This window comes from Castellaniella sp., assembly GCF_049650445.1.
GTDB lineage: Bacteria > Pseudomonadota > Gammaproteobacteria > Burkholderiales > Burkholderiaceae_B > Castellaniella.
The window spans coordinates 1-19,190 of sequence record NZ_JBASAD010000035.1 but is presented as its reverse complement, the minus strand read 5'-3'; the positions used below and the strand labels follow the sequence as shown (position 1 = coordinate 19,190).

17 protein-coding genes are annotated in these 19,190 nt (G+C 66.8%); 10 read left to right on the top strand and 7 right to left on the bottom strand.

Annotated features, from left to right (window positions below):
• Positions 1–47: 47 nt before the first annotated feature.
• Positions 48–692 (bottom strand): ubiquinol-cytochrome c reductase iron-sulfur subunit, encoded by a 645-nt coding sequence (gene petA, locus WA983_RS11965; protein WP_424248286.1) that lies wholly within the window; start codon positions 690–692, stop codon positions 48–50.
• A gap of 150 nt (positions 693–842) precedes the next feature.
• Here petA and mscL point away from each other — a divergent pair, with 150 nt between their 5' ends.
• Positions 843–1,295, top strand: a complete 453-nt coding sequence (gene mscL, locus WA983_RS11960; RefSeq protein ID WP_424248284.1) for a large conductance mechanosensitive channel protein MscL — start codon at positions 843–845, stop codon at positions 1,293–1,295.
• 10 nt (positions 1,296–1,305) lie between these two features.
• Here mscL and WA983_RS11955 read toward each other — a convergent pair whose 3' ends face one another.
• Complete coding sequence (locus tag WA983_RS11955; RefSeq protein WP_424248282.1) at positions 1,306–2,085, bottom strand: Nif3-like dinuclear metal center hexameric protein; 780 nt, start codon at positions 2,083–2,085, stop codon at positions 1,306–1,308.
• 87 nt (positions 2,086–2,172) lie between these two features.
• Here WA983_RS11955 and WA983_RS11950 point away from each other — a divergent pair, with 87 nt between their 5' ends.
• From WA983_RS11950 to WA983_RS11935, 4 genes are all read left to right on the top strand, one after another.
• Positions 2,173–3,333: a S1C family serine protease gene (locus WA983_RS11950; protein WP_424312125.1), complete on the top strand. Its 1,161-nt coding sequence runs from the start codon at positions 2,173–2,175 to the stop codon at positions 3,331–3,333.
• A gap of 93 nt (positions 3,334–3,426) precedes the next feature.
• Positions 3,427–4,779 carry an esterase-like activity of phytase family protein gene (locus tag WA983_RS11945; protein WP_424312092.1) on the top strand — a complete coding sequence of 451 codons (1,353 nt, stop codon included), beginning with the start codon at positions 3,427–3,429 and terminating at the stop codon, positions 4,777–4,779.
• A 4-nt stretch (positions 4,780–4,783) separates the two neighbouring features.
• Entirely contained in the window at positions 4,784–6,820 is a 2,037-nt protein-coding gene (locus WA983_RS11940; protein ID WP_424312091.1) for a PhoX family protein, read from the top strand.
• 90 nt (positions 6,821–6,910) lie between these two features.
• A complete protein-coding gene (locus tag WA983_RS11935) occupies positions 6,911–7,963 on the top strand; it encodes a cytochrome-c peroxidase (RefSeq protein ID WP_424312090.1) in 1,053 nt (350 codons plus the stop codon).
• 92 nt (positions 7,964–8,055) lie between these two features.
• Here WA983_RS11935 and thpR read toward each other — a convergent pair whose 3' ends face one another.
• Genes thpR through WA983_RS11920 form a run of 3 tightly spaced genes read right to left on the bottom strand, consistent with a single transcriptional unit; the run spans position 8,056 to position 11,901 of the window.
• Positions 8,056–8,643, bottom strand: a complete 588-nt coding sequence (gene thpR, locus WA983_RS11930; protein ID WP_424249672.1) for an RNA 2',3'-cyclic phosphodiesterase — start codon at positions 8,641–8,643, stop codon at positions 8,056–8,058.
• Positions 8,640–10,484: a cation:proton antiporter gene (locus WA983_RS11925; RefSeq protein ID WP_424249674.1), complete on the bottom strand. Its 1,845-nt coding sequence runs from the start codon at positions 10,482–10,484 to the stop codon at positions 8,640–8,642. Before WA983_RS11925 ends, thpR begins: the two co-directional genes overlap by 4 nt.
• Complete coding sequence (locus tag WA983_RS11920) at positions 10,471–11,901, bottom strand: chloride channel protein (RefSeq protein ID WP_424249676.1); 1,431 nt, start codon at positions 11,899–11,901, stop codon at positions 10,471–10,473. Before WA983_RS11920 ends, WA983_RS11925 begins: the two co-directional genes overlap by 14 nt.
• 152 nt (positions 11,902–12,053) lie before the next feature.
• Here WA983_RS11920 and WA983_RS11915 point away from each other — a divergent pair, with 152 nt between their 5' ends.
• The 5 genes from WA983_RS11915 to bfr all read left to right on the top strand — a co-directional run bounded on the left by WA983_RS11915 (position 12,054) and on the right by bfr (position 16,520).
• Entirely contained in the window at positions 12,054–13,013 is a 960-nt protein-coding gene (locus tag WA983_RS11915; protein WP_424312089.1) for a TAXI family TRAP transporter solute-binding subunit, read from the top strand.
• A 124-nt stretch (positions 13,014–13,137) separates the two neighbouring features.
• Positions 13,138–15,162: a TRAP transporter permease gene (locus WA983_RS11910; RefSeq protein WP_424312088.1), complete on the top strand. Its 2,025-nt coding sequence runs from the start codon at positions 13,138–13,140 to the stop codon at positions 15,160–15,162.
• Positions 15,162–15,578 carry a DUF1850 domain-containing protein gene (locus tag WA983_RS11905; RefSeq protein ID WP_424312087.1) on the top strand — a complete coding sequence of 139 codons (417 nt, stop codon included), beginning with the start codon at positions 15,162–15,164 and terminating at the stop codon, positions 15,576–15,578. Before WA983_RS11910 ends, WA983_RS11905 begins: the two co-directional genes overlap by 1 nt.
• Before the next feature lie 113 nt (positions 15,579–15,691).
• Positions 15,692–15,943 carry a (2Fe-2S)-binding protein gene (locus WA983_RS11900; protein ID WP_424249845.1) on the top strand — a complete coding sequence of 84 codons (252 nt, stop codon included), beginning with the start codon at positions 15,692–15,694 and terminating at the stop codon, positions 15,941–15,943.
• A gap of 112 nt (positions 15,944–16,055) precedes the next feature.
• Complete coding sequence (gene bfr / locus WA983_RS11895; protein WP_424249843.1) at positions 16,056–16,520, top strand: bacterioferritin; 465 nt, start codon at positions 16,056–16,058, stop codon at positions 16,518–16,520.
• 105 nt (positions 16,521–16,625) lie between these two features.
• Here the strand turns inward: bfr and WA983_RS11890 are convergent, their stop codons facing one another.
• Entirely contained in the window at positions 16,626–17,255 is a 630-nt protein-coding gene (locus tag WA983_RS11890; protein WP_424249841.1) for a hypothetical protein, read from the bottom strand.
• Positions 17,256–17,462: 207 nt separating this feature from the next.
• Positions 17,463–19,061, bottom strand: a complete 1,599-nt coding sequence (locus WA983_RS11885; protein WP_424249354.1) for a peptide chain release factor 3 — start codon at positions 19,059–19,061, stop codon at positions 17,463–17,465.
• Positions 19,062–19,190: the final 129 nt, after the last annotated feature.

The window sequence follows — 19,190 nt, the reverse complement described above, 5'->3', positions numbered from 1 at the left end:
AAAGGCTCCTAGATTCAATATCGCAAAAGAATGAACGCGGACGTCCATCAGGCCTTGTTGTCTTCGTCGACGCCAATGGTGATACGGGTACCATCGGCGGAGAAGGCGTAGGGCGGGATTTCGAGATTGTCAGGGGCCGGCTTGTTGGCGAACACCCGGCCAGCGAGGTCAAACGTGGAGCCGTGGCAGGGGCACAGCCAGCCACCGGGCCAGTCGGTCGGCAGTCCAGGCTGGGCTCCGGTCTGGAAGTGCGAGGTCGGCGAGCAGCCCAGATGGGTGCAGATGCCGATGCAGACGAAGTATTCGGGCTTGCGCGAACGGTATTCGTTCTTGGCCCATTCCGGCGTGTATCCGGGACGGTCGGACTGGGGATCGGCGAGTTCGGCGTCGTGCTTGGGCAGGTCTTCGAGGGTGACCTTGGAACGGCGCAGAATCCAGACCGGCTTGCCCCGCCATTCGACCGTCATCATCTGGCCTTCGGCCAGCCCCGAAATGTCGGCCTCGACCGGCGCACCGGCTGCCTTGGCCTTTTCGGAAGGCGCAAACGAACCGACGAAAGGCACGGCCGTAGCGACGCCGGCGACTCCGCCCAGCGTACAGGCCGACGCGACCCAGAAGCGGCGCGAAGGATCGGGGGGCAGGTTCGGGTCGACTGCGCCCTGCTCGTCGGACTGTGTCGGATGCTGACTCATTCTGTTATCCCTGGTTGCCGCCCGTGGGGCGGAGCATTTTGAACGTGATCTGCCTGTGCGCGGGACTGCGCAAACGCCGTCCCACAAGGTTCTTCAACCGCGTATTATAGCGTTACGCCCAGTGGGGTAAATGGATAGAGGGATACCAAAATGAGCGCAGCCAGGGGTTTTATCAAAGAATTCCGAGAATTTGCCATCAAGGGCAACATGATGGACCTGGCGATCGGGGTCATCATCGGCGGCGCTTTTGGCAAGATCATCGACTCGGTCGTCGCCGACCTGTTCATGCCGCTCATCAATTTCATCCTCGGGGGCAACGTCAATTTCGACAACCTGTTCTGGGTGCTGCGCCTGCCCGAAGGCTACGCCGGCGCCATGACGATGGCCGAACTGAGCAAGGCGGGCGCGGTGGTGTTCGCCTGGGGGCATTTCCTGACCATCTTCGTCAACTTCCTGCTGTTGGCCCTGGTGGTCTTCCTGATGGTGAAGCTGATGAACAACGCCCGGCGCCGCTTCGAAGCCGAACCGGCACCCGCAGCCCCTCCCGCAACCCCCGAAGACGTCCTGCTGCTGCGCGAAATCCGCGACGCCCTGAAAAAATAGGCCGCACGCTCTAGACGGGATTATCGACATCCACAAAGGTGCAGGGCACCCCGAAGCGGGCCTCGATGGCCGCGCCCAGCGCCTGGACCCCGTAGCGTTCCGTCGCATGATGGCCGGCGCTGATGTAGGCCGCGCCCGTTTCGCGGGCCAGATGCACGGTGGGTTCGGAAATTTCCCCGCTGACGTAACAGTCCGCGCCGGCAGTCAGGGCCGCGTCCAGCATGCCCTGGGCTGCCCCGGTACACCAGGCCAGCCGTCGCACGGGGCGCTCGGGATCACCGATCACCAGGGGTTCGCGGCCCAGCCGACGGGCCACGTCGGCGGCCAGCGCCCCCACCGTCAGGTCCCGGGCGGGCGCGCCCAGCCAGACCAGATCGTCCGGTCCGCAGCGCCGGGGCGCGCCATCGGGGCGAATGTCCGGAACCCAGTCCATGACGCGCGCCAACTGGGCGTTGTTACCCCATTCCAGGTGTGCATCCAGGGGCAGATGGTAGGCGAACAGATTGATCTCGCGCGCCATCAAGGCCGCCAGGCGGCGGTGCTTGGTGCCGCGAATGCAGGGGTCCTCGTTCTTCCAGAACCAGCCGTGGTGGACCAGGATGGCGTGCGCGCCCTGATCGACGGCGGCCTCGATCAGGGCCTGCGAGGCCGTCACGCCGGTGACGATGCGGCGGATCTCGTCGCGCCCCTGGACCTGCAGGCCGTTCGGGCAATAATCACGAAAGCATTCCGGCTGCAACACGTCGGTCAGCCAGTCCGCCAGAGCCTGGCGGGATACGTGGGCACTCATGGAAGATGTCCTTTACTTTAGTATGTGCGTTTCGCCGCGTCCCTGCGGTGGGCGACCGCCCATGACAAACCGAGATCATTCATGTTCATCAAGCGATTGTGGCTGATTTTCGCCCAGACCGTGACGATCTGCCTGGGCATCCTGTTCCTGGTGGCGACCTTGCGGCCCCAGTGGCTGCCGGGCGGCGCGCCGATATCAAGCGTGCTGGACAACGCGCCTGCGGCGCTCCAGGCCGGCCCGGCCGCCGCGCCGGTCAGCTACGCCGCCGCCGTGGCGCGGGCCGCACCGTCGGTGGTCAACATCTACACCTCCAAACACGTGGACGTGCCGCTGGTGCCGCTGCCGGCCGACCCGCGGCTGGAGCAATTCCTGCGCGGTCTGCCGGGGTTCACGCGGCGCGAGGCATCCACCAGCCTGGGTTCGGGCGTGATCGCGCGACCCGACGGCGCAATCCTGACCAACTACCACGTGATCGAGGCTGCCGACGCGATCGAAGTACGCCTGCGCGACGGCCGCCGGGCCACCGCGAAGCTGATCGGCGCAGACCCCGAAAGCGATCTGGCGGTGCTGAAGATCGACCTGCCCGACCTGCCCGCCATCGCCTTCGACCCCAATCCGGCGGTGCACGTGGGCGACGTGGTGCTGGCGATCGGCAATCCGTTCGGCGTGGGCCAGACCACGACCCAGGGCATCGTCTCCGCCGTGGGACGCAACCGCCTGGGGCTGAACACCTACGAGGATTTCATCCAGACCGACGCGGCCATCAACCCGGGCAATTCGGGTGGCGCGCTGATCGACACCCGGGGCGAACTGGTCGGGATCAATACGGCGATCTATTCCGAGACCGGCGGCTCGCTGGGGATCGGTTTCGCCATCCCGGCGACCGCAGCCCACCGCATCCTGGACGAAATCCTGGCTCACGGCCGGGTGCGGCGCGGCTGGCTGGGCCTGGAACCACAAGACATCACGCCCGATCTGGCGCAGGCCTTTCACCTGAAAGACACGCGCGGTGCCATCACCGCCCGCGTCCTGCCCGGCGGCCCGGCGGCACGCGCCGGGGTGCGGGTGGGCGACGTCCTGCGCGCGCTGAACGACCAACCGGTCGAGGACGCCTACGACCTGCTCAACCGGCTGGCGCCGCTGCCGCCGGACTCGACAGCCCGGCTGACCCTGCTGCGCCAGGGCCGGACGCTGACGCTGGACGTCAAGGTCGGCATCCGGCCTCCGGTGCGCGGGCCTGGCCACTGACGACGCACGACCACGAACGGGCCGACGGACACACTCCTGTCATCTCCCGTCCCTAGACTGCGGGTTCCTCCTTTGTGACTTCAGGAAGATCCCATGCAGTTTCTCCGTACCCCCGTTCTGGCCATGATCGTCGGCTGCGCGCCCTGGGCCGTCATGGCCCAGCAGGCGGCGCCCGCCGTCCTGCAAGGCCACGCCGTGCTCCCGGCCGCCAGTTTCGTGGCGCCGCCCGCCGATGCGCCCGCCGACCTGACGGTCTCCGGCAAGTACACCAGCAGCCTGCGGGTCGACGCCCCCGGCGCCGTCATGGGCCGATCGGCCGACCGCGACACCGGCCTCGCCCTGCCCGTCAAAGGTCAGGTCCGCCAGGGCCATTCAGGCGTGAAGGTCATGCCCGACGGCACCCTCTGGATTCTCACCGACAACGGCTTCGGCAGCAAGGCGAACTCCATGGACGCCATGCTGTACCTGAACCGCTACCGCGTCGACTGGCAGGCCGGCACGCTGGCGCCGCTGGACACGATGTTCCTGCACGACCCGGACCGGAAGATCCCCTTTCGCATCGTCCATGAGGACACTGCCGAACGCTACCTGACCGGCTCCGATCTGGACACCGAGAGCTTTCAGCCGATCGGCGAGCATTTCTGGATCGGCGACGAATTCGGCCCCTACCTGGTCAAGACCGACCGCTCAGGCAAGGTGCTGGCCCTGTTCGAGACCCAGGTCGACGGGCGGACCGTCCGCTCGCCCGACCACTACGCCGTCGCCACGCCCGGCACCCCCGGCCAGACCTACCAGGGCGTCACGCTCAAGCGCTCGAAGGGCTTCGAGGGCATGGCGGCGTCGAAGGACGGCAAGTTCCTCTACCCCCTGCTGGAAGGCCCGCTCTGGGACGAAAAGACGCAGGCCTGGGAACAGGTGGACGGTAAAACCGTGCTGCGCATCCTGGAATTCAGCGTCGCGGACGAGCGCTGGACCGGCCGTTCGTGGCTCTATCCGCTGGAGGGTGCGGACCACGCCATCGGCGACTTCAACATGATCGACGCCACGACCGGCCTGGTGATCGAACGCGACAACGGCGAAGGCACGCCCGACAAGGCGTGCGCAAAAGGCGCCGACACGCGAACCTGCTTCTCGAATCTGCCCCGCTTCAAGCGCGTCTACAAGATCGAATTTTCGGACGCGAACGCGGGCAAAGCGGTGCGCAAGCTGGCCTCTGTGGATCTGCTCGCCATCCAGGACCCGGATGGCAAGGCCCGCAAGCCCCTGACGGACGGCGTGCTGCAGTTCCCGTTCTTCACCATCGAGAACGTGGACGTCGTGGACGCCGATCACATCATCGTCGGCAACGACAACAACTTCCCATTCTCGTCCAGCCGGGAACCGAATCGCCAGGACGACAACGAATTCGTGCTGCTGCACACCCCGGAACTGCTGCGGAGCCGATAACACCATGAAAACCTTCGATCTCGACGACATCCCCGCCAATCCGTCAACGGCGGAATCCCTGGACCAGGTGCTGGCGCGCCTGGACGGCCGCCGCCGCTTCCTGAAGGGCGGCCTGGGCCTGGGCGCCGTAGGCTTTCTGGGCGGGCTGCTGCCGGTCGCACGGGCGCTGGCGGGCGACACCGGCCAGACCACCGCACTCCTGGGATTCAAGGCGGTTCCCATGAGCACGGCGGACACCGTGACCGTGCCCGAGGGCTATGCCCACGCCGTCCTCAACCGCTGGGGCGATCCGCTGACGGCAGGCGCGCCGGCCTTCAAGGGCGACGCCAGCGATGGCGGCGAGGCCCAGGCCGCGCAGGTCGGCTACAACCACGACGGCCTGCACTTCTTCCCCCTCGACGGCCAGGACGGTGTCCCGGGCAGCAGTACCGAAGGCCTGCTGGTCACCAACCATGAATATGTCACGCCCCATTACTTCTTTCCCAAGGGTGTGCAGCCCGGCGCAGAAGGCTGGTCCCTGGACTGGGTCCGCAAGGCACAGCATGCCCAGGGCGTCTCCATCGCCCACATCCGCCTGGATGCACAAGGCCAATGGCAGCGGGTGGCCGACTCGCCCTACAACCGCTCCGTCCATGCCAACACGCCCATCCGTCTGACGGGCCCCGCCGCCGGCCACGCCCTGCTGCGCACGCAGGCGGACCCCGAAGGGGTGCGAGTGCTGGGCACCTTCGGCAATTGCGGCAACGGCTGGACGCCCTGGAACACCTACCTGACCTGTGAAGAGAACTTCACCGATTACTTCGGCACCGGCACCCGCCCGGCCGAACAGGCAGACTATCCGGACGAAGCCTATCGCCGGCACATGCAACGCTACAAGGGTGGCGGCAAAACCGCCGATCCCGAATACGCCTGGGACGCGCTCGATGCCCGCTTCGACTGGACGCAGGAGCCGAACGAATACAACCGCCACGGCTGGATCGTCGAAATTGATCCTTTCGATCCCTCCGCCGCGCCCCGCAAGCTGACCGCCCTGGGCCGCTTCAAGCACGAGAACGCCGCGCTGAGACTCGCCGACGACGGCCATGTGGTGGTCTATATGGGCGATGACCAGCGCAGCGAATACATCTACAAGTTCGTCTCGGAGGACGCGTACCGCCCCGGCGCGGACAGCAACCGGACGCTGCTGGAACGCGGCACTCTGCATGTGGCCCGTTTCGGGGATGACGGCAAGGGCACCTGGATCCCGCTGACGCTGGACACACCAGCCACGGACGGTCGGCGCCTGGGCGAACATTTCAACGAAAGCATGGGCGAGCTGCTGATCAAAACGCGGCAGGCCGCCGACGCCGTGGGCGCCACGCCCATGGATCGGCCGGAATGGATCGCCGTACATCCGCGCACCGGCGAAGCCTACGCCACCCTGACCAACAACAGCGATCGCGGCAGCGGCAAGGCGCGCTGGCCGGACGGACCGCAGCATCCCGACGCCGACGCGGCCAACCCGCGCGACAAGAACATCTACGGCCACATCGTGCGCTGGCGCGAAGCGGGGCAGGACCCGCGCGGCACCGCATTCGAGTGGGACATCTTCGCCCTGGCCGGCAACCCGACCCGCTACACCGACGGTGATCCGCGCCGGGGCTCGGCCAACATCTCCGCCGAGAACACCTTCAACAGCCCCGACGGCCTGGGCTTCGACGCCCAGGGCCGACTGTGGATCCTGACGGACGGCAACTACAAGAACGGCGGCGACTACGAAGGCCAGGGCAACAACCAGATGCTGGTCGCCGACCCGGTATCAGGCGAACTGCGCCGGTTCCTGACAGGCCCGAAGGGCTGCGAAGTCACCGGCATCACCTGGACGCCGGACCAGCGCTTCGTGTTCGTCAACATCCAGCATCCGGGCGAGGGGCCGGACCTGGACAAGGCCCAGGCGGAACCGCTTTCGGTCTCGAACTGGCCGGACGGCCCCCGGGCGACGCGGCCGCGTCCCGCAACCGTCGTGATCTGGAAAAAGGACGGCGGCACCGTCGGAAGCTGACCGGTCCGGACGATCCTTGACCCCCATCAATACGGGCAGGCAATAACCATGTTTTCATTGTGGAAATAATCACTCCACAAGGGGAACCTCATGAAGCAGCACGCCTCCCTCCTCCTGGCGGCCGGCCTCGCCCTGGCCGGGCCCGCCGCCCTGGCCGCCGGTGCGCCTGCCGCCGACACGGTGCGCCAGACCGCGAAACAATTCTTCCAGCCCATCCCCACGGCCGAAGCCGTGATCCAGGAACGCAATATTTCCGCTGACAGCATCGAGCTGGGCCGCTGGCTGTTCTTCGAACCGCGCCTGTCGCGCAGCCACATCATCAGTTGCAACTCCTGTCACAGCGTCGGCACGGGCGGGGCGGACAACATCCAGACCTCGATCGGCCACGGCTGGCAGCACGGGCCGCGCAACTCGCCGACCGTGCTCAACGCGCTGTTCAACGGTGCCCAGTTCTGGGATGGCCGCGCCGCCGACCTGAAGGAACAGGCCAAGGGCCCCGTGCAGGCCAGCGTCGAGATGAACAACACCCCGTCCCAGGTCGAGGAAACGCTCAAGAGCCTGCCGGAATACGTCGCCCTGTTCCAGAAGGCCTATCCGAAGGACAAGGAACCGGTCAATTTCGAGAACATGGCCCACGCCATCGAAGCCTTCGAGAGCACGCTGTTGACCCCCAACTCGAAGTTCGACCAGTTTCTGGCGGGAGCCGACAGCCTGGACGAGCTCGAGATCAAGGGCCTGGACCTGTTCATGAGCAAGGGCTGCGTATCCTGCCACCAGGGCATCAACGTCGGCGGACAGGGTTACTTCCCCTTCGGGGTGGTGCAAAAACCCGGCGCGGACATTCTGCCGCCGGACGACAAGGGCCGCTTCACCGTGACCAACACTGCCAGCGACGAATACGTGTTCCGCGCCGGGCCGCTGCGCAACATCGCCCTGACCGCCCCCTACTTCCACAGCGGCGACGTCTGGTCGCTGGAGCAGGCCGTGGCCATCATGGGGTCCAGTCAACTGGGCCAGGAACTGAACGGCGACGAGGTCAAAGCCATCACCCGATTCCTGCACACCCTGACCGGTGAACAGCCTCAGGTCGTCTACCCCACCCTGCCGCCGAGCACGGCCGCCACGCCGCGGCCGCAGAAGTAGGGTCCGGTTCCGCCCGCGCGCGCCGGTCCTGGAGGGCGGCAACTCCCTTTGCGCCCACGGGGCAGGCTCGCGCAGGGCGGACCGCCGTTGGACTACGATCCGCCGGCGCCGCCCCCCGGCGCCAGCGCGCATTCGGCCAGAATCTCATAAAAAGACCCATCCGGGCTCGGCGCCGAAGCCGCCAGCACGCAGCGGCGCGGCGTCCAGTCCAGGGGCTCGGGTATCGGCAGCGCATCCGGATCGCCCGGCCCCGCCCGCCGCAACAAGGACACGTGCGGGCGGAAAGGCTCATCCGGCCGCTCGAACCCCCGGCGCGCCAACGTCCGCCACAGCCATCCATGCAGTGCGTCCAGCCAGGGCGCCGTCGCCGACGAGCCGGCCCAGACGATCCGCGGGCCGCGAAAGCGCCCGTAGCGGTCCAGGCGCAGAGTCCCGCCGATCAGGGAGTCCTCGTCCAGCAGGGCCGCCAGTTCCGCCACCCTGTCGTGGGGCACCGTACCCAGAAAGGCCAGGGTCAGGTGCAGCGTGTCGGGCCGCATGACGCGTCCGCCGAACGCCGCGTGGGCGCGCTGCGCCCAGCCGGACAAGGCCTGAACGGTCGCTTCATCCGGCCACAGGGCAAAAAACACGCGGCGGCCGGCGACCTCGCCCCGCGACGAACGGGCCGGACCGGCCGTCATGATCCCCCCGGCACAGGCGAGGACACGGCCGATGGCGCGACCTCGTCCGTCTCATCCTCATGCAAACCGATGATGATCCAGCCCGCGGCGGGCTGCAGTTCCTGATCCAGCGTGAACGGCTGCGCGTAGCCCTTGGGATTCAGCGCAAAGAGCGGAATCACGGCATGGTCCGGGCGGGCGGCCAGGAACTGCGCGAAATCGAAGCTGTCCGACAGGCGCGTGGCCTTGATCCGGGCGCCGGCTGCCAGCCGGGCGGACAGGTTCCAGTAGCCCAGATCCGGGGCGAACAAGGTGCGCCCGCGATAGGCCGCGTCCAGCAGATGCTTTTCGGCCTGACCGGCGTCCCGCGACCGGGGCAGGCTGAAGACCTTGCGCTTGCCGAACTCGTCGCGGGCGCGCGCCGTGATCACCTGGTTGGCATCATCGCGCGCGCCCAGGGCCAGCAGGCGGCCCAGGCCGGTCGTGTCGAGGTTGCGCTGGGCATGCTCGGAAACCGGGTTGCCGTGATACGTGGGCAGGCCCATCATGCGGGCCAGCGACAGGCTGTACCAGTCGCTGTCGCACAGGCGCACCGGCACGCCCTGCTCGTGCAGCGCCTGGCCGATGGCCCGGGCCACGGGATTGGCGCCCGCGATCAGAAACCCCACCCGGTCCGGTTCGGCGGCTTTCAGCAGGCGGGCCACGGGCCGCGCGGTCAGGCTCTGCCAGATCACCGTGCCGATGATCAGCAGGAACGTCATCGGCAACAGCCGGTCGGCGTGGGGCACGTCCATCTTCTCCAACCGCAGGGCGAACAGGGCGGACACCGCCGCCGCCACGATGCCGCGCGGCGCGATCCAGGCCAGCAGGCTGCGTTCGCGCCAGTTCAGCCCCGATCCCCAGGTGGAAAACAGCACCTTCAGCGGCCGCCCGACCCACAGCATCACCACCAGCACCGCCAGCGCGGGCCAGCCCAGGTCGAACAACTGGCTGGGCGCCACGCGCGCCGCCAGCAGAATGAACAGCGCCGACAGCAGGATCTGGCTGAGCGTTTCCTTGAACTCCAGGATGTCGCGCACCGGCACGCCCGGCCGGTTCGCCAGCCAGATGCCCATGACGGTCACGGCCAGCAGGCCGGATTCGTGCTCCAGCGCATTGGACAAGGCGAAAGCGCCGAACACCAGCGCCAGCACCGACAGATTGATCAGGGAGTCCGGCACCCAGCCGCGCCGCAGCAGCGTGCCCAACAACCAGCCGGCGGCCACCCCGACGCACAAGCCCACGGCCAACGTGGCGCCAAAGACCCATAGGGCATGACTCCATTCGTGGGTCATGCGCAGGGCCACCATCAGGTCGTAGGACACGACCGCTAGCAGGGCGCCGATCGGATCGATGAGGATGCCTTCCCAGCGCAAGGCATGGGCCACGGGCGCCACGGGGCGCACGGTCTTGAGCAGCGGCGCGATGACGGTCGGCCCGGTGACGGCCGTGATGGCGCCGAACAGGACAGCCAGGTCCCAGGGGAAATCCAGGAAGACATGCACCGCCACGGCCGCCACGGCCCAGGCGATCAGCGTGCCGCCCGTCACCAGCCGCCGCACCACCCGCTCCAGCCCGCGCGTCTGGTGGAATTCCAGCGTCAGGCTGCCTTCGAACAGGATCACCGCCACCGACAGGGACACGAGGGGAAACAGCAGATCGCCGAACAGGGCGTCCGGGTCCAGCCAGCCGGCCAACGGCCCCACGGCAATGCCCGCCAGCAGCAGAAACAGAATCGCCGGCACCCGCAGGCGCCAGGCCAGCCACTGGGCCCCCATGGCGGTCAGGCCGATCCCGGCCAGCATCAGTTCAGGATTGGGCATCGTTCCGGTCTCCTCCGTCGGCGGGCCGCCCGGCACCCAGCCAGGCCCGCCAGCCTCGCGTCCGCACCTGGCGCCAGCCCTTGAGCAGGCCGTAGGACAGGCGCGTCTTTTCCTGGCCGACCGGGATGTCGGGCCGTACCCGCATCCAGGATGACTTGGCGTATCCCAGGCGCTGGTCCGGATAGACGCTGCGATGGCCGATGATCAGGTAGGCGGCGATGGCCGAACCGGCCGCGTACAGGGTGCCGACCGCGCCGCCGAACAGTTCAACCCCCATCAGGATGGCGGCCAGCGGCGTGTTCGACGCGGCGGCCACCACCGAGACCAATCCCACGGCGGCGCCGAGCGTAGGACTGATGCCGAACAGGTGCGCGAAGGCGTTGCCCGCCACGGCGCCGATGACGAACTGCGGCGTGACGATGCCGCCGTAGAACCCCGAGCCCAGCGTCACCGCCACCAGGATCGTCTTCCACAAGAAACCGGCGTAGGGCATGGCCTCGCCCGCCAGCGCCCGGTCCATGAGCGGCAGGCTCAGGCCCAGATAGTCTGCGGGAATGGCAAAGGAAACCAGCAGCGCCAACACCAGGCCCCCCATCAGCGGCATCAGCGGCGGCCAGATGGCCCAACGGGCCTGCAGCCGATGGCAGGCATTGCGCACGGCGTAGATCAGGTCCACGAACACGCGCGCCACCAGCCCGCACAGCATGCCGACCAGGATGGTGCGCAGGAACAACGACTCGGAAAACACCGGCAGCACGTCGACGGCGTAATGCTCGTAGGGAATCCCCAGCGCCTTGCTGACCTGGTACGAAGTCACCCCCGCGATCAGCGCGGGAAACAGGAAATCGTGCCGGATACGGCCGATGATCAGCATTTCCACCCCGTAGAGGGCGCCGGCGATGGGTGTGCCGAACACGCTGGCGAAGCCGGCGCTGACCCCGCAGGCCACGATGCGCTGGCGCAGATCGGCGTTCAGGCGGAACACCTGACCGATCACGGCGCCCAGGGACGCCCCCAGATGCGAGCAAGGGCCTTCCTTGCCGGCCGAGCCGCCGCTGGCCAGCGTGATGACGGCCGCCACCGGCTTGATCCACAGGGTGCGCCAGGGCATGCGGCCGCCCTGCTCGTGCACGGCGGCGAAAATGGAATCCTTCAAACCCGACGCCTCCAGGCGGCGGCGCGCATAACCCATCAGCAGGCCGTTTGCCAGGCCCGCCAGGGGCAGCAGGAGCCAGTAGGTCCAGAGCGGCACGGACTGGGTGCGGCCGGTCGCGAAGAACAGCGCATGCAGGAACAGGCTGGTGCCGGCACCGACCACCAGCCCGGTCAGGGAAGCCAGGATCAGCCATTGCAGCACCGTCGCCAGCATCACGGCGGGTTCCAGCAGATCGATACGGGACGCGGAAGGCAGTTTCATGGGACGGGCGGCGGCCGCGTCCGGGACGGGCCTGATCCAGGGCAGTATAGCAATCCCCTGTTTTTTCTAGGGTGATTACGGAGTGGTGCGACGGGCGACCCTTGGTACCATGCAGGTTGTCATTTCCATCGCAACAGAAGAGGAACCCAACCATGTCCATCAACAAATGGCTGGCCGCGTGCGCGGTCGCGGTCACCACCGCCATCGCCGCCGCCCCCGCGCAAGCGGACACCAAGTTCATCAACATCCTGACTGGTGGCCAAAGCGGCGTCTACTACCCGCTGGGCGTGGCGCTGTCCCAGATCTACAACAAGCACATCCCCGACGCCAAATCCACCGCCCAGGTCACCAAGGCCTCGGCCGAGAACATGAACCTGCTGCAGGCCGGACGCGGCGAACTGGCCTTCGCGCTGGCCGACACCGTGGCCGACGCCTACACCGGCAACGCCGAAGCGGGCTTCAAGGCCCCGCTGACCAATCTGCGCGGCATGACGGGCACTTACAACAACTACATCCAGATCGTCGCCAACGGCGATGCCGGCATCAAGACCCTGGCCGACCTCAAGGGCAAGCGCATCTCCGTGGGCGCCGCCCGTTCCGGCACGGAACTGAACGCCCGCGCCGTCCTCAAGGCCGCCGGCCTGACCTATGCGGACTTCGACAAGGTCGAATACCTGCCCTTCGGCGAATCGGTCGAGCTGATGAAGAACCGCCAACTGGACGTGACCCTGCAGTCCGCCGGCCTGGGCGTGTCCTCCATCCGCGACCTGGCGACCTCGGTCAAGATCGTGATCGTGCCCATCCCGGCCGACGTCATCGCCAAGATCGGCAACGAAGCCTACCAGGCGGCCACCATCCCCGCCGGCACCTACGAGGGCCAGACGGCCGACACGCCCACGGCGGCGGTGCCGAACTTCCTGGTGACCGCGTCGACGGTGCCCGACGATCTGGTCTACCAGATGACCAAGGTCTTCTACGAACAGCTCGACACCCTGAAATCCGCGCACAATGCCGCCAAGGCCATCCAGCTCGACAACGCCCTGAAGGGCATGCCGGTGCCCCTGCACCCGGGCGCCGAGCGCTACTACAAAGAAGTCGGCCTGATCAAATAATGATCAGCTCCGTACGGACGCCGCCCCACTGCCGGGCGCGTCCTTCGGGGCCCTCGCGCCCCATGCCCTCCGGGCGGTTCGGACCTGTGTCTGAACCGCCTTTTCAGTTCTCAGGTTTCTGCTTATGAGCTCCCCTCACGACACCGCGGCCCAACCCCTGCCGCGCGCCATTTTCTGGATTGCCATCGTCTTTTCCTGCTTCCAGGTCTGGACCGCAGCCTACAGCCCCTTGTCCAGCCAGGTGGTCCGATCGGTCCACGTGGGCTTCGTGCTGCTGATGGTCTTTTCCCTGTATTCCAGCGGCGGCCGCATCCATCGCGCCCTGGGCTGGGGGCTGGGCATCCTGGGCTTCGCCCTCAGTTTCTACCATTGGATCTTCGAATCCGATCTGACGGCGCGCGCCGGCCAGATGACCGACGCCGACATGGTCGTGGGCATCCTGACCGTGGTGCTGGTGTTCGAGGCCACCCGCCGCATGATGGGCTGGGCGCTACCCATCATCTGCGGCCTGTTCCTGGCCTACGGCCTGTTCGGCCAGTACATTCCCGGCCCCTTCATGCACCGGGGCTACGGCTTTGACCAGATCGTCAGCACCCTGGGCTTCGGGGTCGAGGGCATCTACGGCACACCGACCTACGTGTCGTCCACCTACATCTACCTGTTCATCCTGTTCGGCGCCTTCCTGGAACAGGCGGGCATGATCCAGTTGTTCAGCGACTTTTCCATGGGCATGGTCGGCCACACGCGCGGCGGCCCGGCCAAAGTCTCCGTGGTCAGTTCCGGCCTGATGGGCACCATCAACGGCTCGGGCGTGGCCAACGTCGTCACCACCGGCCAGTTCACCATCCCGCTGATGAAGCGCTTCGGTTATTCCTCCGCCTTCGCCGGCGGGGTCGAGGCCACATCCAGCATGGGCGGGCAGATCATGCCGCCGGTGATGGGGGCGGTGGCCTTCATCATGGCCGAAACGCTGAACATCCCCTACGTGGAAGTCGTCAAGGCCGCCCTCATCCCGGCCATCCTGTACTTCACTACCGCCTTCATCTCCGTCCACCTGGAAGCCGGCCGCCGCGGTCTGCACGGCCTGGACAAGAAAGACTGTCCCGATCCCTGGAAGGCCGTGCGTGCACGCTGGTACCTGCTGCTGCCCCTGATCGGCCTGGTGGCGCTGCTGTTCTCCGGCTACACGCCGCTGTTCTCCGGCACCATCGGCCTGGGGCTGACGGTGATCCTGATCTTCGGCGCCGCCGTCATCCAGGGCGCCTCGCAGCCCGTGCTGCGCTACGTCTTCTGGCTGCTGCTGGGTATCGCCTGCGCGGGCTTCGTCCAGTTCGGCGTCACGGACTTCTTCGTCATCGTCGCCGTGCTGGGCCTGGTGCTGCTGATGCGCAAACACGGGCGCGACACCCTGCGGCTGGCCTTGAATTCCCTGGCCGAGGGCGCGCGCAACGCCCTGTCGGTCGCGGCGGCCTGCGCGCTGGTGGGGGTCATCATCGGCATCATCAACCTGACCGGCGTGGCGGCCGAGTTCGGCGGCCAGGTCATCGCCATCGGCGAGAACAATCTGTTCCTGGCGCTGTTCCTGACCATGATCACCTGCCTGGTGCTGGGCATGGGCATCCCGACGATCCCGAACTACATCATCACCAGTTCGCTGGCCGCGCCCATCCTGCTGAAGCTGGGTGTGCCGCTGATCGTCTCGCACATGTTCGTGTTCTATTTCGGCATCATGGCCGACCTGACCCCGCCGGTGGCGCTGGCGGCCTTCGCCGCCGCCCCCATCGCCCGGGAGAACGGCCTGAAGATCAGCATCCAGGCGCTGCGCGTGGCCGTGGCGGGCTTCGTCATCCCCTACATGGCCGTCTATTCGCCGGCCCTGATGCTGCAGGGCGGCGACGCGCTGGACGTGGTCTACATCGTCTTCAAGGCCCTGATCGCCATCACGCTGTGGGCGGCCGGCGTCACCGGCTTCCTGCTGACCACCTTCAACAGGCTGGAGCGGCTCTACGCCATCGCGGCAGCCATCCTGCTGGTGGCGGCGCTTCCGCTGACCGACGAGGTCGGCTTCGTGGCCACGGCGCTGTTCCTGGTCTGGCACGTGGTGCGCGCACGCCGTGCGCGCGCGGCCGCCGCGACGACACCGGCCTGATGATGCTGGGCGCGCTGGGGGTCTGCCTGACCCTGGCGGCGGCACCCGGCGTGCCGCCGCGCTTCGTCCCGGTCCGGGCCTTCACCCTGGCCTGGACCCATTCGATCGAAAAGATCCGCTGGGAAGAGGACTACACCGTCCAGGCCGACCCGGACGGCCGCCCGCGCCTGGTCCCCGGGCAGGCGCGCATCCGGGGCTCGGGCGCGGGCATGGAGCCGCCGCCGGACGCCGTGCTGCGCCGCGACGGCTGGTACGTCTACCAGCCGCATACCCGACCGCTGGACGAACTGCGGCTGACACGCTCGCCCTATGTGGCCGACTACGACTGGTGCGTGGACGGACGCTGCGAACCCCTGCGGGCCGTCATGCCGACGGATGGCGACGTGACGCTGCTGCGGCCGTGCCAGGGGCGCTGACGCCGCCTCGTCACACAGGCCCAAACGCCCGCACCGCGCGGCAAAGTGTGGCCATTCGAACACCTCGCTGAAACCGCTTGCCATTCCCATGATAAAAGATGATAATCATTCTCATGTATATTTGTGTATGCAACGCAATCAGCGAACATCAGGTCCAGGACGCCATCGCGCAAGGCGCGTCGGACCTGGGCGATCTCCAGGCCCAACTGGGCGTGGCGACCTGCTGCGGCTGCTGCGCCGAGACCGCGACGGAATATCTGCCCGGCGGCCGCTATGCGGCTGACGTCGGCGCCGCCCCGGGCGGGCTGACCGGCGAGGTCGAAGTCACCGTTCTGTCGCGCACCGCCATCCGCCACGTCGCCTGATCGGCGTTGCGCCCTTTGCCCGCCCCTGTTTCCGAGGCGCGCGGGTCGTGCTAGCCTTGTCGTTCAGGTCTGTCCGATTCTGGCCGGACCGCGCACCAAGGAGGCACAGGCCATGAAGGGCGACAAAACCGTCATCCGCTACCTGAACCAGCAGCTGAAAAACGAACTTTCGGCCATCAACCAGTATTTTCTGCACGCACGCATGCTGCGTCACTGGGGCTTCGAAGCACTGGGTGAACACGAATACAAGGAATCCATCGGTGAAATGAAGCATGCCGATCTGCTGATCGAACGCATCTTCATGCTCGACGGACTGCCAAACCTGCAGGATCTGCACAAGCTGCTGATCGGCGAAAACGTGCCCGAGATCCTGGCCTGCGACCTGAAGCTGGAAACCGCCGCCCAGGCCACGGTGAAAGAAGCCATGGCCTACTGCGAATCGGTGCAGGATTTTGCCTCGCGCGACCTGTTCCTGACGATCCTGAACGACACCGAGGAACACATCGACTGGCTGGAAACGCAGATCGGTCTGGTCGAACAGCTTGGGCTGCAAAACTACCTGCAATCGCAGATGTGACGTCATCATTCGGATGCATGGGCTTGTCAGGCAAGGCGCAAACCGCAGCGATAGTCAGACTATCGCGAGGATTTGGAACGCAGCATGGCGAGTCCAGGCGCCGAATCAGAAACTGGATTTCTTCGCGGGGCAGTCGGCGACCTTGCCCCAGGCGCCGTTGGGTTCGCAATATTTGTTGCGAGCCGCCCACGCGCACGAAGGCCGCGAGAAGAACCCCAGCGCTTCACAGGCCTTGAGTTCCTGCTGGAAGTCGGCCTGCCAATGGCCACTGGCTGCGGCAGTCTGGGTTGCCGCCGGAGACGGCGGTGTCGTGACATCGATGGGCTGCACGATCTGGCTGCTCCCCAGGGCACCGAACTGGGCAATGCCCTGCAGCCCGTCGCCCAACTGATTCTGAGACGCGAGTGCGATGGCCTCGTCCATCGAGATCGTGGTCGTCGCCAGAGCGATCGGCCGGCCGTCATCCAGCAGGGAGTCCTGCTGGACCTTCCAATCCACGGGTGGAGCCTGTTCCGGCACTCCCTGGCGGCCGTCCGGCAGCACTTGCGGAGCAGAAGCGACGTAAGGCTTGCCATTGGCGTCCAGCACGGCGCTCTGATCCAGTTCGGGGTGCGGCGCCGGCATCTGGGTCTGTGCCGGCCCGTGCGAGATCAGCCAATCGCCCAACTGCAGGCCACCCCAGGCGGATGCGCCTGCGGCCAGCAGCAGAAAAGCGAAAATCAGACGCCAGGACATGGACGGATCGCCTCGTCGATCAATGCGGATTCTGCATTGTATAGGATGCCTCGGCGATGGCTGGATACGGCTTGTGTCGGTAGCGGATGAAGCCACGCCGCCGAGTCATCTCTGGTAGCGGCATCTCTCCACCTCGCGGCCTGCATGCCGCTCGGATTCGCCGGACATCGGGCAGTCCGCAGGGACTGCCCGATGTCCGGGTTCATCCTAGGCAAACACCCGCCCGGCATGTTCGCGCATGGCATGGAATTCGATGTCGGGGTAGCGTTCCTGGGCGACCCGCAACTGGGCGGGAGAACTGGCCAGGAAAGCGACCGCATCCACCACGTCATAGGCGATGTTGGCGGCGTTGGCGTCCATGAATTTCTTCAGGGCCTTGGGATCCTTGCTGGTGATCCAGCGCGCCATGTTGTAGCGCGCGGGCATCAGGCGGGCGTCCACACCGTATTCGGTCTTCAGACGATGGGCGACCACCTCGAACTGCAGTTGGCCCACGGCTCCCAGCAGCAGCGCACCACCTGCGGCCTCGGGGCGGAACACCTGGATGGCGCCCTCTTCGCCCAGTTGCGTCAGGCCGGTGCGCAGTTGTTTGGTCCGCAGGGGATCCTTGACCTCGACCGCCTGGAACAGTTCCGGCGCAAAGAACGGCAGGCCCGTGAACGTCAGGGATTCGCCTTCGGTCAGCACGTCGCCCAGTTGCAGGATGCCGTGATTGGGGATGCCGATGATGTCCCCGGCGTAGGCTTCCTCGACGATCTCGCGCCGCTGCGACAGGAAGGACACGACGTTGTTCGGTCGGATTTCCTTGTTGTTGCGGGCAACCTTCAGGCGCATGCCGCGATCGAACTTGCCGGAACTGACACGCACGAAAGCCACCCGGTCGCGGTGCGCCGGGTCCATATTGGCCTGGACCTTGAACACGACACCGGTGAACTTGGGCTCGGTCGGCAGCACGCTGCGTTCCAGCGCGGCGCGCGGGCCAGGCGCGGGCGCCAGTTCCACCAGGGCGTCCAGCACTTCGCGCACGCCGAAATTGTTGATCGCAGAACCGAAGAACACGGGCGTCTGGCGGCCTTCCAGGAAGGCCGCATGGTCAAACTCCGGTACCGCGCCCGTGATCAGCTCGATTTCCTCGCTGGCCTTGGCGTAGGCGTCACCGAATCGCGCCGCCAGCTCCGGATTGTCCCGTCCGTCGATGGCCTCGTCGTCGTCCCGGTGGCGCTCCGCGCCCGGGCGGAAGACCCGCATCCGATCGTGGCGCAGGTCGAACACCCCGCCGAACTGGCGGCCCATGCCCACCGGCCAGGAGAACGGGATCGCGTCCATGCCCAGGTGGCCCTCGATCTCGGAGAGCAGTTCCAGCGGCTCGCGTACTTCGCGGTCGAGCTTGTTGATGAAGGTGATGATGGGCGTGTTGCGGGCGCGGCAGACCTGCAGCAGGCGGATGGTCTGGGGCTCGACGCCGTTACCGGCGTCGATCACCATCAGCGCGGCGTCCACCGCCGTCAGCACCCGGTAGGTATCTTCCGAGAAGTCCTGGTGGCCCGGGGTGTCCAGCAGATTGATGACGCAATCGCGGTATTCCATCTGCATGACCGAGGAAGCCACCGAGATGCCACGCTGCTTTTCGATCTCCATCCAGTCAGACGCCGCATGACGGCTGGCCTTGCGCGCCTTGACGCTGCCGGCGATCTGGATGGCGCCTGCGAACAGCAACAGCTTTTCGGTCAGGGTCGTCTTCCCGGCGTCGGGGTGGGAAATGATGGCAAAAGTGCGTCGGCGGGCGACTTCTTCGTTCAGGCTCATGGTCAATCGGCTTTACGGAGCAACGCGGAACGGCCGGACGAGGCCGGACGAGCATCCCGGCGCGGGGCCTGGGGCGCACCGCCTTCGCGGGCCGGGCGGCTGCCCGGGGCACGGCCACCCCCGCTGCGG